The organism is Anoxynatronum sibiricum (assembly GCF_039414295.1).
GTDB classification, from domain to species: Bacteria; Bacillota; Clostridia; order Peptostreptococcales; family Tindalliaceae; genus Anoxynatronum; species Anoxynatronum sibiricum.
The window spans coordinates 13,889-33,832 of sequence record NZ_JBCITM010000013.1; the positions used below are offsets into that span (position 1 = coordinate 13,889).

Below are 19,944 nucleotides of genomic sequence, written 5' to 3' on the forward strand. Positions count from 1 at the left end.
AAAACACTTGCCCTTTATCCTGTCTGGATAAGAAGCAAGTGTTTTCAGTGATGATATCTATGTGAGTAATACAATCTTTCTATTGCCCTATTCATTTTTCTGAAAAAGCGGCATGGCGGCGATGCGTTTAAAGGCTTCTTCCAACACGGGTAACTCAACGGTACAGGCAATCCGCAAATAGCCTTCACCCGCTTCCCCAAAGGCACTTCCCGGCAGCACCAGCACTCCGGTTTCTTCCAGGATTCGCTGCATCACTTCTTCTGAGGCGAGGCCGGTTTCCTGGATGTTGACAAAGAGGTAGAAGCTCCCCCGTGGCGGCAGCACCGACATATGGGGAATGGCAGCTATATGCTCGTAGGAGGCCTGCATCCGTTGCCGATAGGCTTCACGCTGAACTGGCTGCAGTTCGTCTTTTAGCGACAGGGCATGAAGAGCGGCCCGCTGGGAAACAGCAGGAGCCGAGAAGGTGACGCCTTCGTTGATATCCCGCATACACTGGATCAATTCAGGAAAGCCAGCCACAAAGCCGATGCGCCAGCCGGTCATGGTGTAATCCTTGGAAAAGCTTCCCAGGGAAATCACATGTTTTTTCAGCCCCGGAAGAGCGGCCATGGGGACAAATTCCTGCTCATACATGAAGGAGCCATACACTTCGTCAGCAATGATGAGAAAATTGTGCTTCAACGCCAATGCCCCGATTTTCTCCAGGGTTTGGCGGCTGTAACAGGCCCCGGTGGGATTGTTGGGACTGTTGACAATGATGGCTCTGGTGCGGTGGGTGATAACTTTTTCAAAGGCTGCCGGATCCACCTGAAAACCGTCAGATTCTTTGACGGGTAAGTAGACGGGAATGCCGCGGGCCAGCCGGATCTGCGCCGGGTAGGGGGTGAAATGGGGAGTGGGAACAATCACTTCATCCCCATCATCCAAAATGGCCTCCAGAGCCAGCCAGGTGCCGTGACAGGCCCCCACAGTGATCATGATGTCATCAGGTTCATAGCGCACGCCCCAGCCCCGGTATTCCCGGGCAATGGCCTGACGCAGTTCCATGATTCCCAGGGAATCGGTGTAGTGGGTCCAGCCTGCCAGCGTGTCTTCAAGTGCCGCCTGGCTCACCCGGGAATCGGTGTGAAAATCAGGGTCTCCCAGGCTGAGGTTAATGAGGTTTTCTGCCTGGGCAGCCCGTTCAAAAACCTTTGCCAGGGCTGTGGGCTCCTGGTTCCAGTATCTTTTTGCCAAATGAGGGTGCTTCATTGAATGGCCTCCTTATTCAAAGGATCTGAGAATCTTGCCGAGGAAATCTTTGGTACGGGGGTGCTGAGGCTGGTTGAAAATGGCCTGGGGAGTATTCTGTTCCACGATGAGCCCTTCGTCCATGAAAAGGACACGGGAGCCCACCTGGCGGGCAAAGCCCATTTCATGGGTGACCACCACCATGGTCATCCCCTCCGCCGCCAGTTCTTTCATTACGTCCAGCACTTCGCCCACCATTTCAGGATCAAGGGAGGAGGTGGGTTCATCAAAGAGCATCACCTGGGGTGACATGGCCAACGCCCGGGCAATAGCAATCCGCTGCTGTTGACCGCCGGAAAGCTGTTTGGGGTAAGCCTTGGCTTTTTCCACAAGACCGATGCGTTTCAAAAGCCCCATGGCCACTTCTTCTGCTTCGGGAACGGTCATCCCTTTCACCTGAATGGGGGCCAGGGTGATGTTTTCCAGCACGGTTTTATGGGGAAACAGGTTAAACTGCTGAAACACCATCCCCATTTTTTCACGTTGCTTGTTGATGTCGTTGTGGGAGTCGGTGATCTTAACCCCGTCGAAGAAAATTTCGCCTTCAGTCGGCTGTTCCAGCAGATTCAAACACCGGAGAAAGGTGCTTTTGCCGGAACCGCTGGGGCCGATGACCACCACCACTTCACCCTGCTGAACTTCTTCATTAATCCCCTTTAAAACGTGAAGATCACCAAACTTTTTGTGAAGATTTTTAATGTGAATCACCGGCACGCATCCTCCTTTCAGCTACCCCCAAGAGGTTGGAGAGGGTAAAGGTCAAAATGAAATAAATGAAAGCTGCCACGATGAGTGGTTCGAAGGGGCGATAGGTAATTCCCCGAACAATGTTGGCACTGCGCATGATGTCATAAATGCCGATGACAGAGACAATAGCGGACTCTTTAATCACCACGATAAACTCGTTACCCAGAGCCGGCAAAATGTTTTTAAAGGCCTGGGGGATGATGATGTGGCGCATGGCCGTGTTGTGGGGCATTCCCAGAGAGCGGGCTGCTTCCATCTGGCCCCGGTCAATGGACTGAAGCCCTGCCCGGATGATTTCTGCCACGTAGGCGGCACTGTTCAGCGACAACGCAATGACGCCAGCCACAAAATCCGGGAACCGCATCCCGGTCACCACCGGCAGCCCATAAAAAATGATAAATAATTGCACCAGCAGAGGTGTGCCCCTGACAAACTCGATGTAAGCGGCCGCCAAAAACTTCACTGGTTTCAAACTTGATCTGCGCATGAGTGCCAGGATCAGACCAAGCATCACGCCAAAGAGGACTGCCAGAACCGCCAGAAAGATGGTATTGCGGGTTCCCGTCAGGTAAAGACCCTGATAACGGGTAATAAAACTGAAATCCATGCTGTAATTCATGTGAACACCTCCGATAATCCCGGCTCCGCAGGCCGGTGTGAGTCAGAAAAAAAGACGGCGGCTTGTGACAAGCACCGTCTTTCAGCATACCAGATGTTCCCGGTTTATTCCACCTGTTGTTCATCCGCCAGGGCAGTGGCTTCTGCAATAAACTGGGTAATCAGGTCATCTGCCATGAGCCGCTCCAGTGTGGCATTAATGGCTTCAGTCAGGTCATCATTCCCTTTAGCGATGGCGATGGCAACACCATCTTCCTGCCCAAAGCTGATATCAGAAACTGCCAGCTGGGCGTCGGCTTTGGCATAAGATGCGGCCACCGGACCTACCAGCACAATGCCGTCAATGCGGTCACTTTTCAGATCCATTACCAGGTCGTTAATGCGGCTGAGAAAACGAAGTTCGCCGGCATCGGGTATCTGCTCTGTGGCAATGGTTTCCTGTACAGTTGAAATCTGAGCTCCGATGCGTTTTCCTGCCAATGCTTCAATGGTGGATAGCTCAGCAGCATCTGCTGCCCGCACCAGGAACCGCTGTTCTGCCCGGTAGTAGGGAACAGAGAAGTCAACACTCTCTTTCCGCACTTCAGTGGGCACCATACCGGCGACAATGAAGTCGATGTTGCCGGCCACCAGAGCTGCCAGCAGTCCGTCAAAGTCCATGTCGCGAATTTCCAGTTCCACTCCCAGGTCATTGGCAATTTCCCGGGCAATTTCAATGTCAAAACCAACCACTTCCAGATTACCGTCCACTTCAACAATGAACTCGTAAGGGGGATAATCCGCCGATGTTCCCAGCACAATCTTGCCGGCTGCCTGCACATCTCCAATTTTGCCGCCCGCTGCTTCGGCCGGTGTTTCTGCAGGTGTTTCTGCCGGTGCTTCGGCCGGTTCCGTGGCGGCTGCCGGCGCGGGGGCGGGCTGGCTGCAGGCTGTCAATAACATTAGCATGGCCACCAAAACAGCCAGCATCATTTTTCCTTTTCTTTTTAACATGTCATCATACCTCCTCATCAGGGTAACATCAGTGATTCAAACAGGCGTTTTCCCTGCGAACAAGGGCCACGCCATTACCGAAAAATCCGGTTTCCGGAAACAGTGTCTCAAGGTTTCTGGATTGTATTATTATACATACTCAACCCGAAACATGCAATCTTTTTTTCCAGACTCTTGCATCATCTGATCCACCCATTTCACTGACTCAGATCTAATCAAGTATTCAAACTGATTTTGGGGCCGAGGGCATCACCAAGCCAGGCAGCACGTTGGAAGCAGATGGAACCACGTAGGTTTCCAGCCCGGTACCATATCGGGCTTCAATGGCCTGCAGCGCTTCCGAAGCCCGGCGATAAACCTGAAAACCAATTCCCGTTAGAATTTCAGGGTCCAAATCAGTGACGCAATACACTTCGTAGTCTTCTGCTGTTTGAGATGCCAGAAATCCGGCAAATTTGGAAACGGTAAAGGCGCGGCGCATTTCCATTTCCCGGGCGGCATGAGAATTGAATTCAGTGAGGAGCTGGCTCACCTCTGGATGGCCAACCCCATCTTCGCACTGGCAAAGCAGTAATATCACCCCACCCTTTTCAACAGCTTCTTTGGCACTGCTGAGGGCCTTGGTGGACTGATAGAAGTTAATGTCTTTGGGAAATCCACCTACTGATGCCACCGCCAGACGCCCCAGTCGTTCAATGGGAACCCTGTCTGAGAGATCCAGGAGCCGCTTCCCTTCTTCAAAGGCTTCCAGATAGTGGCCAGCCACTGCTGCACCTATGGTTCCCTGGTCGTTCACGATGACGTTCAATATGAAGGAAGGATCCACCATGACGGCAGCTTCCTGCATATCCGCATTCAACCGGTTACCTTCAATACTGCCGCAGCGGACACACTGGTGGATGCCGCTGCCGGGGGTGTCTCCCAGAGAGAGGGCGTGATTGGCCATGATGGTATCATAGGCGGCAATGCCTGGTACAATGGATTTCTTGCCACCTCCCCAGCCTGCCAAATCATGGAACACTATGCCCCCAGTGAGAATCAGATGATCTGCCTCCATGGCCATGCGGTTCAGGCGCACTTTGGTACCATAGCTGGTAGTGCCGACAGTGGTGAGCTGGCTTTCATCATGACAGTTGTGACTGATCACCGAAAAGCGCCGACTCAGTTCCGGCCCCAGCAACGTATGGCCTTCCGCTTCAGTGATGAGACGGTGGGAACCGGTGGCGCAAAGAAAACGAATCTGACTGTCGGGTACGCCAGCTGCATTAATCCGTTCCACCAGCAATGGCAGAAAGACATGCATCCGCTGCCAGGCTCGGGTGATGTCTGAAATCACGATGCACACCGTATCTGTGGCCCTCAGCATCAGGTGCAGCGGCGGCCGCCCAATGGGGTGGTCAAGGGCATGTTCTATGACGGCACTTTCTGCCACAACTTCTCCGGAAGTGCCACCACCTGCCTGCAGCACACCCAGCACATGATGCCGGCTTAAGTCAAGGGTTTGTGTTTCCCTGCCGTAGGGGAGGGTGATGGTGCCCGTACCGGCACCTTGGTTGGACTGTTCCATTTATATGTCGCTCCTCACATGAACTGCCTGCCATTAATAACTGCCTGCGATCAATGAAGAACGCAGGCAGGCTGTTTTGTATCATTATACCACGCTTCGAATTTTTTGAACAGGCTTTGGTTCCTGCGCCGGCTTTATCTGATGCTCAGCCTTTTCCTCCGGCGGGGGAATGATTTTTGCCGGGATTCCCACCGCACTGCAGTGGTCAGGCACATCTTTCAGCACCACCGCATTGGCTCCCACTTTGGCATATGCCCCAATGGTGATGGGTCCCAGCACCTTGGCTCCCGTTCCAATGACGGCGTTATCGCTGACAGTGGGGTGCCGTTTTCCCTGATCTTTGCCGGTGCCTCCAAGGGTCACACCGTGGAACAGGGTCACATTGTCACCAATCTCGGCGGTTTCGCCAATGACGATGCCCATGCCGTGGTCAATGAAAAACCCTTTGCCAATGGTAGCCCCCGGATGAACTTCAATGCCGGTCATAAACCGGCTGAAGTTGGAAATAAGACGGGCGATGAGAAACCAGCGGTGCCGGTGGAAAAAATGGGCGATGCGGTGAAAGAAAAGGGCATGAAGCCCTGGGTAGCATAACAGAATTTCAAGGTTGCTGCGAGCAGCAGGGTCTCGCTCACGTACCACATCAAAATATTTAAACAAGGGAAATGCCTCCTTATGGTTGTTTGGCTGTTTCAACGTTCATCAGATATGAATTATCGGATCATCATGTATCAACAACAGCAACAACCACAACAGCGAACCGCTGCCGGCAAATGGATGGTGGATGTGAGCTTCACTGTGTTTTTCATGAGAACGCCTCCTTCATTTCATACCCAACTATTTCAGTCGGAATAGTTGCTATTATTCTAATGCTTTAGCGCGCTGATGTCAAGGAAAAATACCAGGAAACCCCCTCAGGACTTTCTTTTTACCCTGTCAATCTCTATAATAGAATTATGACTATAGGAGGCGAACTTCATGAAACCAGCATCTCATCATCAACGCCTGGGCAGTGAACCAATTCTGCCGCTGCTATTCAAGCTGTCTGTTCCAGGAATGATCTCCATGACCATTCAGGCACTTTACAATGTGGTGGACAGCTTTTTCGTTGCCCGCATCAGTGAAGGCGCTCTCACAGCTCTTTCCATCGCTTTTCCCGTTCATATCTTTCTCATTGCCATAGCGACGGGCACCGGCGTGGGAACCAGCTCTCTCATTTCCCGATTGCTGGGACAGCAGAAGCATGAAGATGCCATTCTGGTGGCCCAGCATGTATTGGGGGCTTCGCTGGTGTACGGTGTTTTGTCAGCCATTGCCGGTCTGATGCTTGCCGGTCCGCTGGTGCGGGCTTTCAGCAATGATCCTGAGGTTATTCGGTATGGCATTCAGTACACCCGTATCATCATGCTGGGTGGTGTCTTTCTGTTCACATCCATCGTTGCCAATGATATCCTGCGGGGACAGGGAAACACCTTCCTGCCCATGCTTTCGATGATGTTGGGAGCCATCACCAACATCATCCTTGACCCACTGATGATCTTCGGCATTGGCTTTTTTCCGCGGATGGAGGTGACGGGAGCAGCGGTGGCCACGGTGATTTCCAAAGCCGTCAGCTGCTTTTTCATTCTGCTGCTCCTTTACCGGGGACAGCATCAGGTGAAACCCAAAGTGGGTACTTTCCCCGTGAATTTTTCCATTCTCAAGAGCGTCTATCAGGTGGGCCTGCCCAGCATGTTCATGCAGTTTCTCACTTCCTTCATGATTGGGGGACTGAACATGGTGGTGGGTACTTATACCGAAACGGCCATGGCCGTGACAGGGGTCTACTTTCGACTTCAATCTTTCGTCCTGATGCCGGTTTTTGGACTCACCCAGGGTTATATTCCCATTATCGGTTATAATTATGGCGCAGGCAACGCTCCGCGCATGAAGCAGGCACTTCGTTATGGTCTTCTGACTGCTCTTGTCATCACCAGTACTGGTGCCTTTCTCTTCCGCTTTATCCCCCAACAGCTGATCGGTCTCTTCCAACCCGGCCCTGAGATGCTGGCCATCGGCAGCGAAGCCCTCACCACCATTTCTCTTGGACTCTTCATCGTGGGCCCCGCCATTATCGGTGCCACTACTTTTCAGGCCATCGGTCTTGGCCTGCCCAGCCTTGCCCTTTCCTTTCTGCGGCAAATGGTGCTGCTGCTGCCTTTCGCCTGGATACTGGGGCGCATGTGGGGGCTTTCGGCAGTATGGTATGCTTTTCCTTTGTCAGAGTTCATTGCCCTGGTCATTATGGTTTTCTGGCTGGGAAGACGATTACAGAAGGTTTTCACATCACTGGACAATGCGGCAAACCAGCCTCCGGTTACTGACCCCGAAACAGGGATTTCCGAAGCATAGCGCCTGTCACTTCACTGATCACCTACTTGACTGTCATCCTTTACTGATGTTGATACCGGCACCTGTTTTATGCCGTTGACGTTTTTGCCTGATCACAGTCTTCATCCCGGTGTTGGCAGAAGAGCACATTTAGTGTAAAATAAAAACGATCCCATCATCGGACAGGAGGAAATTTATGGATTCCAACAAAGTGGTGTTGCGGGCATCGCTGCAGGGCATGCTTAGCAAACTTCTCAAGTTTATTCTTTTTACCCTGGTGGCACTGACTTTCTGGCGGCGCATCCGCGGTTTTCAGCAACGGATTTTTAATACCTATGACGTCAGCTATCTGTCAGCGCTGACCAATGCCATGGAGACTGACATTGAAATCATGGAAATGGTGCTGTTGGCAGGCTCTTACCTGGCGGCACTGGCAGTGCTGATTCTATTGATCTACCTGTTCGGAAAGATCTTATCCCTTTTATTCGCCCTGACGGGTGTCACCGTGATTGATTTCGATCAGCAGCGCATCACCGAAAAACGATTTGTCTTCCCCTTCCAGCGGATTGAAGATGAGAGCATGTTCCATCAAATCATTCAGGTGCGCATCGATCAAACACTGTTGGACCGACTGGCAGGCGGCGGCAACCTCTATGTGGAGTACCTGGTGCTCAGCAAGCTGGATTCTCAACTGCGCGTTCTGGATCTGCCCTTTATGAAACACCCGGAAAAACTGAAGAAAAAGCTGATTTAAAAATACACCGATTAAATCGCCATCAAAAAACCCTGCAGGATCGCACCGGATACGGGAGCGTTACCTGCAGGGTTTTGTCGATTTTATATGTTAGTATTCGTACACCTTCGTAAACTCACTGGGATTTTTCACCATGGTAAAGTTGGTGCCGCCTTGCCGATACACGGCATCAACAGTGGAATCAATGATCACCCATTCCCCATCCAGCAACACTTCGTTCCAGGCATGGTAGCCGTCAACGTGCTTGGTGTATCCCTTCACCAGCTTAGTGGGAATTCCGTCACTTCGCTTCATGGCAGCCATTAACGAAGAGTAATCATAACAGATGCCTTTTTTCTCGAAATAGGTCTGAATGATGTTGGGTTTGTAGGCTGCTGTCAAAGTGGGTATTTTATCATAATCATACGTGTAATTATGAATCATGTACTCGTAAATGGTGGTGACTTTCGGTCGGGTTTCTTCTTTGTTGCCGACAAGCTCTCCACTTTTCAGAATAGGTGGATCTTCCCGGCTCCAGTTGATTTCCTGAACGGAATTGAGAAAGACACTGTTGGGGTCTTCCAGCTTCACCTGAACTGTCTTGGAGTCAAGGAAGGTATACCTGGTTCCGCCAGCATTCTGAAGCACATCAATTTTGTAACTGCCGTCGCCCATCTGCAAGGGGAACGACTCCACGGTACCATCAGACTTCAGATCGTAGGTGTACCGCTCCTGCCCTTTGGTGACCATCACCTTCAGCTGACGTGGTTGCGACGCCTTGTAACTGATATGAATCACACCTCTGTCCACATCACTGGTATCAAAAACCGCTCCTGCCGCTTCACTTTCCAGAGGAATCAGTATCAGCAGGCATACCATCACAACTGCCCATATTCCCTTTCGCATGCCTGTTCCCTCCTTCCTGATTACATCACTGCACTGATGACTGCCTTATTCACGCGCCCTACAGACAAATAGCCTGCAGCGCCTCATCCAATAGCTGCGTGGTCCTTGATTCATCTGATCGTTTCCCGGTCTGTGCATGGTTTCATTGCAATGCCGATCTTATCCTCTTATTATCTATATCGGTATTGTTACCCCGTGGGTATAGCCCTAAACTGCCCGCGGCGATGGGAACTTCACTGCCCACGGGTGGCCATCACTCCTTGCTTTCCTCTAAAGCAGATACCTGTTCAGCACTTCCGGATTCATACAATGAGTGCGCGCTGACTCTTTGGAAATTTTTCCGGCTTTCACCAGGTTCGCCAGACTCATGTCCATGCTGATCATTCCCTGTGCTTTGCCTGTCTGGATGGCAGCGTCAATCTGGGGAATTTTGGCATCCCGAATCATATTGCGAATGGCGCCGTTCACCAGCATAATTTCAAAGGCAGCTGCCCGGCGATCGTCATCTGTGGAAATCAATTGCTGCGACACAACGGAATGCAGTACCGTTGAAAGCTGAATACGCACCTGTTGCTGCTGTTCGGCAGGGAAAACATCGATGATGCGGTCGATGGTTTTGGCCGCGCCCAGAGTGTGGAGGGTGGAGAGCACCAAATGACCGGTTTCGGCTGCTGTCAGGGCGATGGAGATGGTCTCATGATCCCGCATTTCTCCCACCAGAATCACATCGGGAGACTGGCGCATGGCCGCCCGCAGGGCGTGGGCATAGCTGCGGGTATCCATGCCGATTTCCCGCTGATCCACCAGGCTTTTGGCATGGGTATGCAGGTACTCGATGGGGTCTTCCAGGGTGAGGATGTGGCAGGCCCGCCGCTGGTTGATGAGATGTATAATAGCAGATAAAGTGGTGGATTTACCGCTCCCCGTTGGCCCTGTCACCAGAATCAAACCCCGGGTCTGGCGATGAAAATCCAGTACCGTATCGGGTATTCCCAGCTCCAGAGGGTCCGGCTGATCAAACCGGAGAATGCGTATGGCCGCCGCCATGGAACCCCGCTGGGTATAGGCAGCCACCCGAAAGCGGCCCACTCCAAAAATGGAAACAGAAAAATCTTTTTCACCTTGGGCCATAAATTCCTGAAAGTGTGCCTCTTTAAAAAAGAGTTCCCGAATCAGTACTTCTGTATCAGCCGGTTTCAGGGCGGCTTCTCCTGCCGGCTCCAACATGCCGTTCACCTTCAGGGTGGGCGGTCTTCCCGCGGTAATGAACAGGTCTGAAGCCTCCCGCTCCACTGCCAGGGTGAGCAGGGCATGCACCCCTTTGCCAATATCGTTGGTAATTTCCTTAATCGTATCCTTGGTAATGGGATTAGCTGTCACCTGATGGGTTCACCTCCACATCTCTGAATTCAACACCTTCGATATATTCCACTTCCGCCGGCAGGCTTTGCCATGCAGTGATTTTCTGCACGGGTCCAGAAAATAACCCTTGTTCAGCAAGAGGAGTTTCAGGCAGGGACACCCTTATTTCAGCGCGAAAGCCGCCCATGCCCGGTTCTTCCGGCGGGGGAAGTGCCAACGTAATGATCATGGCGTCTTCATCTGGCCGGGTTGCCAGTGAGGCATTCATCTGTGTGTCAGCCGTTTCTGCCAGACGATACGTCACCAACCGGCGATACTGTTCCAGCAGGTTGGGCCAATCAACGGCAGCACTCTGCGAATCCTGGTATGATGGTGTTGCGCCATCGATTCTGCTTTCAGGCTGCTCCAGTTCCCTTGCCATCAGTACTTCCTCCCAGGTATCGGCCAGCATGCCGCTGACCCGCCAGGTGATGGCCGCTGCTTCTCCTTCCAGGTCGTAGTGGCGCTGGGTCCATGCGGCGTTTCGCCGGGCAATGGCCAGGCCCGAGTGAGCTGTCATCATGGCAAACACGCCAAAAACAATGAGGGTGAGGGCCAGCATAATCACCAGCACCGAAGCACTTCCTGACTGGGCGGTGAAGAACATTTCCTTTCGTTCTTTCATTCGTTCTTTCAGCCGGCGTCTCATGGCTGCCCACCTCCTTCTCTGGGAAGAAATCGTTGGGTTTCCAGCTGGTAGATCACAGGCTTATCTTCTTTTTGCAGCAGATAGGGTTGTTGACGGGTGACGGCCAGCGCCACTGTCAGCAGCCTGCCTCCGGCATTTTCTTGTTCTGTGGCGGTTACCTGCAGATTGTAGACTGGCTGTATAGCTGGTTCCGAATGATGGGGAACCGGCTGCCATTTGTCATCGTAACCTATGGTCAGGCTGGTGGACTGCCCATTTTGTTTGATCTGGGCATGTTGAAAGAAGGGCTGGCTTGCCAGCCTTTCTTTTTCGAGACCGCTGTCCAAAAGCTGGATGATGCTGTTGCCCAGTTGAACACTTTCGTCCAGATCAGCCGCCTGATGATTGAGACGAACCGCCGTCACAAAAATCTGGAGCAGGTAAAGGCTCACCAGTGACAGTATTCCCACTGCCATGATGATCTCCAGTAAAGAAAAACCCTGTAACGATTTTCTTTTTCGCCTTCCGGTCATGCGCTCACTTCCTGTTCCGGACGTATGATTTCAGCCGCTGTTCCAGCGTTCCTGCGTGAGACAGGGAGAGATGATTCTCCTCTTTATTCCACACCGGCACCTGCCTTAAGCCGGTAATAGCCGCTTCTCATCAGCGTTTGGTCTTCCCCGTTCACTCCCATCTGAAAGTGGAGGGTGGTGCCTTCCTCCATCTCCACTTCAAAGGTATCCAGCAAGGCAATTTCAAAGCTGAAATCATCCCTGACAGGATCACCTGGAATGACCTGCACTTCCCGCAGGGTGCCTTCCCGGTGGTAAACCCAGGTTTCCCAGAGTTCGCCGTAGTACACTTCTGTAAGCACCAGGGCTGTATGGCCAGTTTCTGGATGAGGGCGCAGGGTGACGGCATTCTGACGATCCTGCTGCCGGAGGCGGGTGTTCATGTAAGCAGCCGCAGTGCGCAGCTGGCTCTGGGCCTGCTGCCGGTCTATGACCTGTTGAGAGGCGCTGTTGCCTGCGGCCATGAGGGTGAAGGAGGCGGTGCCAAAAAACAACAACAACGCCATCACCAGCAGCAATTCGGTGAGGCTGTGACCCTGGCAGCGACTTAGAGATTGAAAATGCTTCATGGTGGTGCCTCCTTTATGAACAGGCTGTCACGCCTCCTCAAGAGTGCTCTCATGTCTTCATGACAGAGGAATCAGACCCCACGCCGGCTCTGGCCTACTGCCAGCGATGCAGTACCCGGATTTGGGGCATGATGTTGGCTCCGATAATTTCATAATGGTAGAAATAGGCCTCCCGATTGACAATCAGGCCGTAATGAGTTTCAAGATAATCCAGATCGGGGGGATAGCTGCCTTCAAGGGCATAGCACTGGATGGCGGCCCGGCGGACGGCCTCTTCCAGAATCGCCAAACTTTCACTGTCGGCACCAACCCAGAAATCGCCCATGCCTGCGAATACCAGCAGAACCACTGCCAACAGGATCAGCAGGCTGATCCATCGGGGGTCTTTGAGGATTGTCATGAACATCACCTTTTTCATCAGTTTCCGGAGTAACGGGCGCACACCTTAACCAATAGTGGACAGAATCTGAATCAGGGGCAGCATAACGGCCATGAGAATCACACCGATGATCAGTGACAAGACGATCACCAATGCCGGCTCCACGATGGCGGTGAGACGCTGCAGACTGCGATCAGTCTCTTGCTGGTACATGACAGCACTGCGGGCCAGAAAATCTTCCATCTGCCCTGTCTGGGCACCGATGCGTACCATGCGGATGAGCAGTTCAGGCAGTATGGTCACCTGTTCAAAGGCTTCTGCCACGGGAGTGCCTTCTTCAATGGCTTTTCGACAGGCCCGAAGCTGGCCGGCTGCATACTGGTTTTCCACAATGGACTCTGTCCACTGGAGAGATTCATCAAAGGCCATGCCACCGGCGATAAGAAGGCTGAGGGCATGACTGATCCGAAAAGCAATTATTTTGGATGCAACGGTTCTGGTGGGCGGAAAAGTCAGCTTCCACCGATCCCACCTGGATCTGCCTGCCCCAGATCGGGTATAAATGACCAGACCGGCAATGACCAACGCCGCCACCGCCATCATCACCACGCCCCCCTGCTGCAAAGACCGGCTGACAGACACCATTACCTGAGTGCTCCCGGGAATGCTGCCCCCAATGGAAACCAGTATTTGGTGGAACATGGGAAGGATGCGGAAAATCAGTAATCCCACCACTGCAGTCATCATCACTGCCAAAATCAGGGGATAGGCAACGGCGCTTTTAATGCGCTGTTCCAACTGATCAAGGCGATCATAGTAGTCGGACAGGCGACGGGTTTCTTCATCGAGCCGCCCGGTGCTTTCGGCAATGGCCAGCATTCCTGTGAGGTAAGGGGGAAACCCGGGCTGGCGGGTGATGGACTCTTGGAAGGTGCTGCCATGATGAATGTCTTGGTAGAGGGCAGCAGCCGCTTTTTTCAGCCGGAGATCGGTCATCTCTTTCTCCAGCAGGGACAGTCCTTCAAGCAGGGGAATCCCCGACCGAAACAGCACTGATAATTGATAGCAAAAAAGAGACAGGGCTGCCGGTTTCAGCCGCTTGGCAGCGGTGATTTGTCGGGGCGACGATGACCTGATTTCAGCTGTTTCCATGAAAACACCTCTTTTCCCTTGTGATCCTTTTCCTTTTTTCTCACTTTTTCACATATCTGCTTGATTTGTTACGTCTCTTCTGAAGGTACGTTCTCAGACACTTGGTATTGCCGGTATTTGTCGGCATCCCGTCTGCGACACCGCACTGTCATGCGAATGCCTTCGGCTTCATGCTCGGTGGCAAGTACCCCGGCGGTTTCATTGAAATAGGTCACCAGACGCCCTTGCTGATAGGGGAACAGGAAGGTACAGATCATATCATCGCCAAAGCAGTGTTCCCGGATGCTGGCCACCAGGGGTTCGATCCCTTCTCTCATTTTGGCGGAGAGGAAGATCACATCTGGTTTGTCGGCTCCGCTTCTGCCGGCTGTTTCAGTCACCTGGTCCATTTTATTATAGGCGTAGATCATGGCCTGGTCGGTGACGCCGATGGCTTCCAGCGTTTCGTTGGTTACCCGGATTTGTTCCATATAGTCCTGGTTGGCATAGTCCACCACATGAATGAGCAGATCTGCTTCCTTCACCTCTTCCAGGGTGGAGCGAAAGGCCTTCACCAAGTGGTGGGGCAGTTTGCTGACAAAGCCCACGGTGTCGGTGAGCAAAAAGGTCTGATTTTCCGGTAACCGGATTTTACGCACCGCAGTTTCCAGTGTGGCAAAAAGCATATCCTTTTCCAGTACCTGCTTGTCTGTCGCTTCTCCGTAAGCCTCCACCAATGCGTTCATCAGAGTGGATTTGCCGGCATTGGTGTACCCCACCAGAGCAACGGTGGGGATTTCGGTGCGCTGCCGCTGCTTGCGCTGGGTCTTCCGGTGTTCTGTCAGCTCTTTCAGCTCCCGGTGAAGCAGTGTAATGCGTTCTTCAATGGCCCGGCGGTCAAGCTCCAGTTTCTTCTCGCCCACACCCCGGTTTTTGGTGCCCACGCCACCCACCTGGCGACCCAGTGACTGTCGCAGGCCGATGAGACGGGGCAATGCATACTGCAGAGAGGCAATTTCCACCTGCAACTGAGCTTCCCGGGTTTTCGCCCGCTCTGAAAAGATATCCAAAATGAGCATGGTGCGGTCAATGACTTTGCATTCCAGGCTTTCTTCCAAATTGCGAATTTGTGACGGCGACAGCTCGTCGTTGAAAATGACCACGCCAGCTTCTTTTTCTGCCACCAGCTGGCCCACTTCTTCGATTTTTCCCTTGCCAATGTAGTGGGTCTTATTGATCTGCTGCAGGTTCTGGGAAGCCCGACCCACCACTGTCACATCGCAGGCGGCGGCCAGATTGGCCAGCTCTTCCATGCCATATTCAAAATAGGGATGATGGTTCAGGTTTACCCCCACCAACAGGGCACGTTGTTCTTCGTTCATGAAATCGCTCCTTCTGCGAAAAAGGGATGGGGTAATGCTGCCCATCCCTTACGTCTAATGAATCTGTTGATGTTCAGCCTCAGATAATGGATGTGCGACTGCTTTGGCCAGTACTTCCCGCAGTTTTTCCTCTGCCATGGGCCGGTGGAAATAATAGCCCTGAAGATGGTCACAGCCGTAACGTTCCAGCATCTCCCACTGGGCTCTTTCTTCAACACCTTCGGCTGTGACGGTTAGTTGAAGCTGGTGAGCCATGTCAATAATCTGGCGCACAATAAAGGTTTCCTTGGGATTATTACCCATTTCCTGGATAAAGGACTTATCAATTTTAAGGATATCCATGGGCAGTGATCTTAAATAGTTGAGAGAGGAATAGCCGGTGCCAAAGTCATCAAGGGCTACCCTGACTCCCAATGCCCGGATGCGGTTCAGCAGTTCCTTGGTGTGACTCAAATTATCCATGGCAGCTGTTTCAGTAATTTCAACCACCAGCTGGCAGGGATCAACACCATACTGATGAATCATCTGACTGATCCAGTCAGGCAGGTCTGTTCGACGAAACTGCATGGAAGACAGGTTGATGGACACAGTCAGGGGCGGTAAGCCGTCAATTTTCCACTGCCTGCAGGTTTGGCAGACGCTTTCCATCACCCAGGCACCAATGGGATGGATCAGGTCTGTCTCTTCTGCCAGTTCCATGAAAAAGAAGGGAGAGAGCAACCCCTGCTGTGGATGATTCCACCTTATGAGAGCTTCAGCGCCCACAATATTCCCTTTCACATCCATGATGGGTTGGTAGTGAAGCACAAACTCCCGGCGTTGAATGGCATAGCGCAGGTCTTTTTCTTTTTCCATCCAGTTGGCAATTCGATCGCGTATGGTCTGGTCGAAAAACCAGTATTTATTTTTACCGGCAGTTTTGGCTTCACTGAGAGCCACATCAGCGTGCTGTAGCAGGGTATCTCTGTCAGTCCCGTGGTCAGGAAAAATCGCGATTCCTGCACTGGCGCTGATGAAGTATTCATATTCCTCTACTCTAAAGGGGGCTTCAAAGGCTTTTAATATCCGTTCTGCCAGCCCTTTCAAATCGTCTGTTGATTGCAGCCGGGACTTCAGGACATAAAACTCATCGCCCCCGGATCGGGCTACAAACTCGTTGTCCTGTAACTGTTCATTGATGCGACAGGCCACTTCTACCAGGATTTGATCCCCCACCGGATGCCCTCTGGTATCATTGATTCTGCGAAAATCGTCCAGATCCATGGTTAAAAGGCCAAACTGTTCCTGATGCCGGTGATGAGTGCCCATGATTTTTTTCAGATGATCGTAAAACAGGGTGCGGTTGGGCAACGCTGTCAGTTCGTCGTAATACGCCATTTGGTACATTTCCCGCATCAGACGTTTCTGCTCGGTCACATCCACATGGGAACCGGCCATGCGAACAGATTTCCCCTTGGAGTCCCAGACAGCCTTCCCCCGGGATTGAATCCACCGGTATTCACCCCATTTGTTGCGCATCCGGTATTCACTGTAAAAGTAGGGGGTTTTGCCATCCAGATGCTGCTGCCTGACAATTACTGTGTTGTCAAGGTCTTCGGGATGAACCAGCGACGCCCAGGCGTCGTAGGTTTCCGGCAGCTCATCTTCATCATAGCCCAGCAGCAACTTGGTGCGCGAAAAGCTCAACTTTTGATTGCGCAGGTCCCATTCCCAGATGCAGTCATTGCTGCCCTCCACCACCAGCCTGTACCGCTCTTCCGTTTCCAGCAATTGTCGCTGCTGGACTTGAAGGGTGTTGAAATTGTCCTGCAGTTCCTGTTCCATGGCCACCAGTTCTTCATAGGCACTTTCCAGTTCTTCATAGTTAGCCACCAAATCTTCCTGATAACGGGTCAGCTCATTCAGATTCTGACGGATCAGCAGATACAGCAACAACCCCGTGGCGCCCACATAAAACCAACCCTTGAAGGTTTGCAAATTAACAAATTGCTCATAATCGGATACCATGGCCAATAGTAATCTGTCTGAAAAGGCAATCCACAGGGCACCAGCAACGAGATAGATCACCACGATTTTCTGTGGAATCCGGGAGGCGGGAAAATTTTCGAGGCGAACGACCGTTTCAGCAGCCTGCTGCAAGGTTTTCTGTCTATCCTTCATCTAACGACCTCCATCCCGGTGATATGCCTGTGTTGTCTCAACTCACACTCAATGACTCCCTGAGCTGGTGATGACTGATGTTAGAAATCTGATACCCATTAAACGGAAAAATATCAACCTCATCTGCATTTTATCCCCTGTTGACACGCATTTCTTGCTGTTTTTCTGGCTGTCTCTGACCAACAGTCGCGTTTATCCCCGATCGAAGAAGGGGCTTTTCCCTTTGATGGCCAAGGGAATGCCATAAGCGATGATCACATCGTCACCGAAATATCCCAGGTTTAACGCAGCTTTGCCTGCAGAAAACATGATGCGGTTATCACAGCGATGGTCTGCTGCCACAGAAACAGCCGATCCGACGGCAATGCCCAAATCACCGGTGGCAAACGCACAGATTCCATTATGCTGAACATTTTCTGCACAGTTCTTAAATCCGCAAAATCCACAGACAGGCACACCTGCCACCCCATTGCGGGTACCGATGAGAAGCACTACCTGGGAATCATCTACATTGCCGGCATCCCGCTGGAAAAAGGCGGCCCCGGAGTCTTCTGCAATACGGCGCATTTCCTGAGAAAGCGTTTCTTTGTCAGTGCCGTCCAGCACCATCATTTCAAGACGATCTGCTCCTTTGCCTTTGGGAGCTGTTCGGGCGGCGGCAGCCATTAGCTGTGCCACCTGCATTGCTGCCTGTTTCTCCAGTTCTTTGCTTTTATAAATCATCACATTGCCTCCTCAGTTTTTCTTGCAGGTTCATACTGAAACATATTGTGCAGCTCCATTTCGGGCTATTATAAGATATTCGTCACAAATAAAAAAACTCCTGCTCAGACAAAAATAAATTTGCCTGTCAGAAGTTTTTCAGTTCGTAAATGATGAACTGGATTGATGACTGTTCACCTGCCTATTCCCGTCGGATGAGTCACGGCACGGTATCTGTCTGCCAGCCAGAAAATCAGCATGGCCAAGGCGCTGACGCCAAACACCAGCCAAAAGGTGAAGGTTCGCACCACCAGGGTAAGGGCCAGCGCCTGGTGCACTGCAATGCCGTAGCCTGTCAGCACCAGCATCATGGCGCCTTCAAAAGTACCTGCTCCTCCTGGAAACAATGGGATCATCCCCGCCATATAGGCCATGTAAGTGGCTGCCGCCACTGTTAGAAAACCGGCAGGAATTCCCAGACCTTTGGAGGCCACCCAGGCCTGCAGGGCATAGTTTCCCCAAATGATCAGGCTGAGTATCAGCTGCTGTATCCCTTTTGCAGGATGCTGGAGTAATGCGGCAGTATCACTGATGAACTGCTGCCAGGTTTGACGTAACCACTGACCAATACCCCGGGTCGTTTTCAGTTTTGAGATTCCCCAGAACAGGAGGCCCACCGTCAATAACAGCACCACCCATGGCAGTGTGTTTCCAAAATGGGCATTCATGGGAAAAAGACTGCTGATCAAACGCCCCTGAAGGGGATGCAGCATGAGGGAGATCAGGGTGACGACACACGCAGCCCCGAAAACCAGGCCGCTGATGCTTTTCTGCAAAATCAGCAATGATGTGGCTTCAGTACCTGACCACCCCAGGTGCTCCTTGAACCACCACACCTTTACTGCCTCACCACCGAACTTAACCGAAGGAGTGACACCTTCAAAGAAAGTACCCACCAGATTCATGCGCACCATTTGCATGAGCGTGACCCGGCGATGGTTGATATCTGCCAGATGCTGCCATTGGTATGCCACCAATATCCGGTTGGCTGTCTGAAGGGATAAGAGCACTATCAGCGTTGTCAGCGACAACTCTCGCAGGCTACTTACCACCTGTTGCAAATCAGTCCGCCAGAGAAGCAACAGCAGGAGTACCAGTCCAAGAACGGATATCCAGTGATTTCGCTTCATGCGCTGTTTCCTCCTTCACCAGCATGCAGGTGCCGGCCATGGTACTGCCCGGCTGCAACCGTAACTGTGCCTGCTGAGTCAGATGGGCTCTGGTTAGTTGACAGGGTGCCTCATAAAAACGTTCCAGCCTGCTGTGGGGCAGCCGCACCAATATGCGAGTGCCCGACTGGGCATATTGCTGCAAGTTTTCCAGAATCTGTTCCCTGCCACGCACTTGCAGCGCCAGATGGACTACATTGTAAACACTTGGATCAAATGACTGCCCACACCCATGATGCACGAAAATTTGCCACATTCCCATTTTGCGTAACAGGTCCCGGGCATGTTCCACGGCATCCAGATCACAGTCCAGTACATCCACCGCCGCTCCGGTGTGCCGGCAAATTTCCATGGCTGTAACAGGAAAAGCGCCTCCCCCCACACAGAGCACACGATCATGGCGATTAATATTCCCTAATCCGATCTCCCGATTGACAATACTGCGATAATACAGTCTCATCAATGGATAACTGGCCGGAAAATGAGAGAGTGACTTTTCAGTGAAACGGGTTAAGGCAGGAATCACGGCGAACATCCTTTCTGACATTTCTATTAAAGCCCCAA

General features: G+C 52.1%; 21 protein-coding genes. 3 read left to right on the forward strand and 18 right to left on the reverse strand.

The genetic code is table 11. The annotated features are described in order from the left end of the window. Positions 1-87 precede the first annotated feature (87 nt). From AAIG11_RS12170 to epsC, 6 genes are all read right to left on the reverse strand, one after another. Complete coding sequence (locus tag AAIG11_RS12170; protein WP_343186513.1) at positions 88-1,254, reverse strand: aminotransferase class I/II-fold pyridoxal phosphate-dependent enzyme; 1,167 nt, start codon at positions 1,252-1,254, stop codon at positions 88-90. Between the two features lie 12 nt (positions 1,255-1,266). Further along, positions 1,267-2,001 (reverse strand): amino acid ABC transporter ATP-binding protein, encoded by a 735-nt coding sequence (locus tag AAIG11_RS12175; protein ID WP_343186514.1) that lies wholly within the window; start codon positions 1,999-2,001, stop codon positions 1,267-1,269. Beyond that, a complete protein-coding gene (locus AAIG11_RS12180; protein WP_343186586.1) occupies positions 1,988-2,647 on the reverse strand; it encodes an amino acid ABC transporter permease in 660 nt (219 codons plus the stop codon). The genes AAIG11_RS12175 and AAIG11_RS12180 overlap by 14 nt, the downstream gene beginning before the upstream one ends. Positions 2,648-2,763: 116 nt before the next feature. Next, positions 2,764-3,651: a transporter substrate-binding domain-containing protein gene (locus AAIG11_RS12185; protein ID WP_343186515.1), complete on the reverse strand. Its 888-nt coding sequence runs from the start codon at positions 3,649-3,651 to the stop codon at positions 2,764-2,766. Positions 3,652-3,874: 223 nt separating this feature from the next. Further along, positions 3,875-5,218 carry a lactate racemase domain-containing protein gene (locus tag AAIG11_RS12190; protein ID WP_343186516.1) on the reverse strand — a complete coding sequence of 448 codons (1,344 nt, stop codon included), beginning with the start codon at positions 5,216-5,218 and terminating at the stop codon, positions 3,875-3,877. Between the two features lie 84 nt (positions 5,219-5,302). Continuing rightward, a complete protein-coding gene (gene epsC / locus AAIG11_RS12195) occupies positions 5,303-5,878 on the reverse strand; it encodes a serine O-acetyltransferase EpsC (RefSeq protein ID WP_343186517.1) in 576 nt (191 codons plus the stop codon). 66 nt (positions 5,879-5,944) lie between these two features. On the opposite strand from epsC, the gene AAIG11_RS12200 reads away from it, so the two are divergent. The 3 genes from AAIG11_RS12200 (at position 5,945) to AAIG11_RS12210 (ending at position 8,342) form a co-directional block, all read left to right on the forward strand. Further along, a complete protein-coding gene (locus AAIG11_RS12200; protein WP_343186518.1) occupies positions 5,945-6,073 on the forward strand; it encodes a hypothetical protein in 129 nt (42 codons plus the stop codon). 123 nt (positions 6,074-6,196) lie between these two features. Then, complete coding sequence (locus tag AAIG11_RS12205; protein ID WP_343186519.1) at positions 6,197-7,609, forward strand: MATE family efflux transporter; 1,413 nt, start codon at positions 6,197-6,199, stop codon at positions 7,607-7,609. A gap of 175 nt (positions 7,610-7,784) precedes the next feature. Next, positions 7,785-8,342: a hypothetical protein gene (locus AAIG11_RS12210; protein ID WP_343186520.1), complete on the forward strand. Its 558-nt coding sequence runs from the start codon at positions 7,785-7,787 to the stop codon at positions 8,340-8,342. A 90-nt stretch (positions 8,343-8,432) separates the two neighbouring features. On the opposite strand, the gene AAIG11_RS12215 is transcribed toward AAIG11_RS12210, so the two are convergent. From AAIG11_RS12215 to AAIG11_RS12270, 12 genes are all read right to left on the reverse strand, one after another. Beyond that, the gene (locus AAIG11_RS12215) at positions 8,433-9,227 is read right to left on the reverse strand and encodes a transglutaminase-like domain-containing protein (protein WP_343186521.1); all 795 of its coding nucleotides are present in this window, start codon (positions 9,225-9,227) and stop codon (positions 8,433-8,435) included. Positions 9,228-9,497: 270 nt separating this feature from the next. Further along, a complete protein-coding gene (locus AAIG11_RS12220) occupies positions 9,498-10,556 on the reverse strand; it encodes a type IV pilus twitching motility protein PilT (protein WP_425499423.1) in 1,059 nt (352 codons plus the stop codon). A 40-nt stretch (positions 10,557-10,596) separates the two neighbouring features. Beyond that, positions 10,597-11,277: a hypothetical protein gene (locus AAIG11_RS12225; RefSeq protein ID WP_343186522.1), complete on the reverse strand. Its 681-nt coding sequence runs from the start codon at positions 11,275-11,277 to the stop codon at positions 10,597-10,599. Beyond that, positions 11,274-11,789: a type IV pilus modification PilV family protein gene (locus AAIG11_RS12230; protein WP_343186523.1), complete on the reverse strand. Its 516-nt coding sequence runs from the start codon at positions 11,787-11,789 to the stop codon at positions 11,274-11,276. Before AAIG11_RS12230 ends, AAIG11_RS12225 begins: the two co-directional genes overlap by 4 nt. An 83-nt stretch (positions 11,790-11,872) precedes the next feature. Continuing rightward, positions 11,873-12,397, reverse strand: a complete 525-nt coding sequence (locus tag AAIG11_RS12235) for a DUF4860 domain-containing protein (RefSeq protein WP_343186524.1) — start codon at positions 12,395-12,397, stop codon at positions 11,873-11,875. A gap of 94 nt (positions 12,398-12,491) precedes the next feature. Next, on the reverse strand, positions 12,492-12,797 hold the full coding sequence (locus tag AAIG11_RS12240) for a hypothetical protein (protein ID WP_343186525.1): 306 nt from the start codon (positions 12,795-12,797) through the stop codon (positions 12,492-12,494). Between the two features lie 45 nt (positions 12,798-12,842). Beyond that, on the reverse strand, positions 12,843-13,928 hold the full coding sequence (locus tag AAIG11_RS12245) for a type II secretion system F family protein (RefSeq protein ID WP_343186526.1): 1,086 nt from the start codon (positions 13,926-13,928) through the stop codon (positions 12,843-12,845). A 68-nt stretch (positions 13,929-13,996) separates the two neighbouring features. Then, positions 13,997-15,289, reverse strand: coding sequence for a GTPase HflX (gene hflX / locus AAIG11_RS12250; RefSeq protein WP_343186527.1), 1,293 nt, complete (start codon positions 15,287-15,289; stop codon positions 13,997-13,999). 54 nt (positions 15,290-15,343) lie between these two features. Next, a complete protein-coding gene (locus tag AAIG11_RS12255) occupies positions 15,344-17,449 on the reverse strand; it encodes a putative bifunctional diguanylate cyclase/phosphodiesterase (RefSeq protein WP_343186528.1) in 2,106 nt (701 codons plus the stop codon). A 192-nt stretch (positions 17,450-17,641) separates the two neighbouring features. Next, entirely contained in the window at positions 17,642-18,172 is a 531-nt protein-coding gene (locus AAIG11_RS12260) for a ferredoxin domain-containing protein (protein WP_343186529.1), read from the reverse strand. A 173-nt stretch (positions 18,173-18,345) separates the two neighbouring features. Continuing rightward, positions 18,346-19,341 (reverse strand): lysylphosphatidylglycerol synthase transmembrane domain-containing protein, encoded by a 996-nt coding sequence (locus AAIG11_RS12265; RefSeq protein WP_343186530.1) that lies wholly within the window; start codon positions 19,339-19,341, stop codon positions 18,346-18,348. Continuing rightward, positions 19,274-19,906, reverse strand: coding sequence for a hypothetical protein (locus AAIG11_RS12270; protein ID WP_343186531.1), 633 nt, complete (start codon positions 19,904-19,906; stop codon positions 19,274-19,276). Before AAIG11_RS12270 ends, AAIG11_RS12265 begins: the two co-directional genes overlap by 68 nt. Between the last annotated feature and the right edge of the window lie 38 nt (positions 19,907-19,944).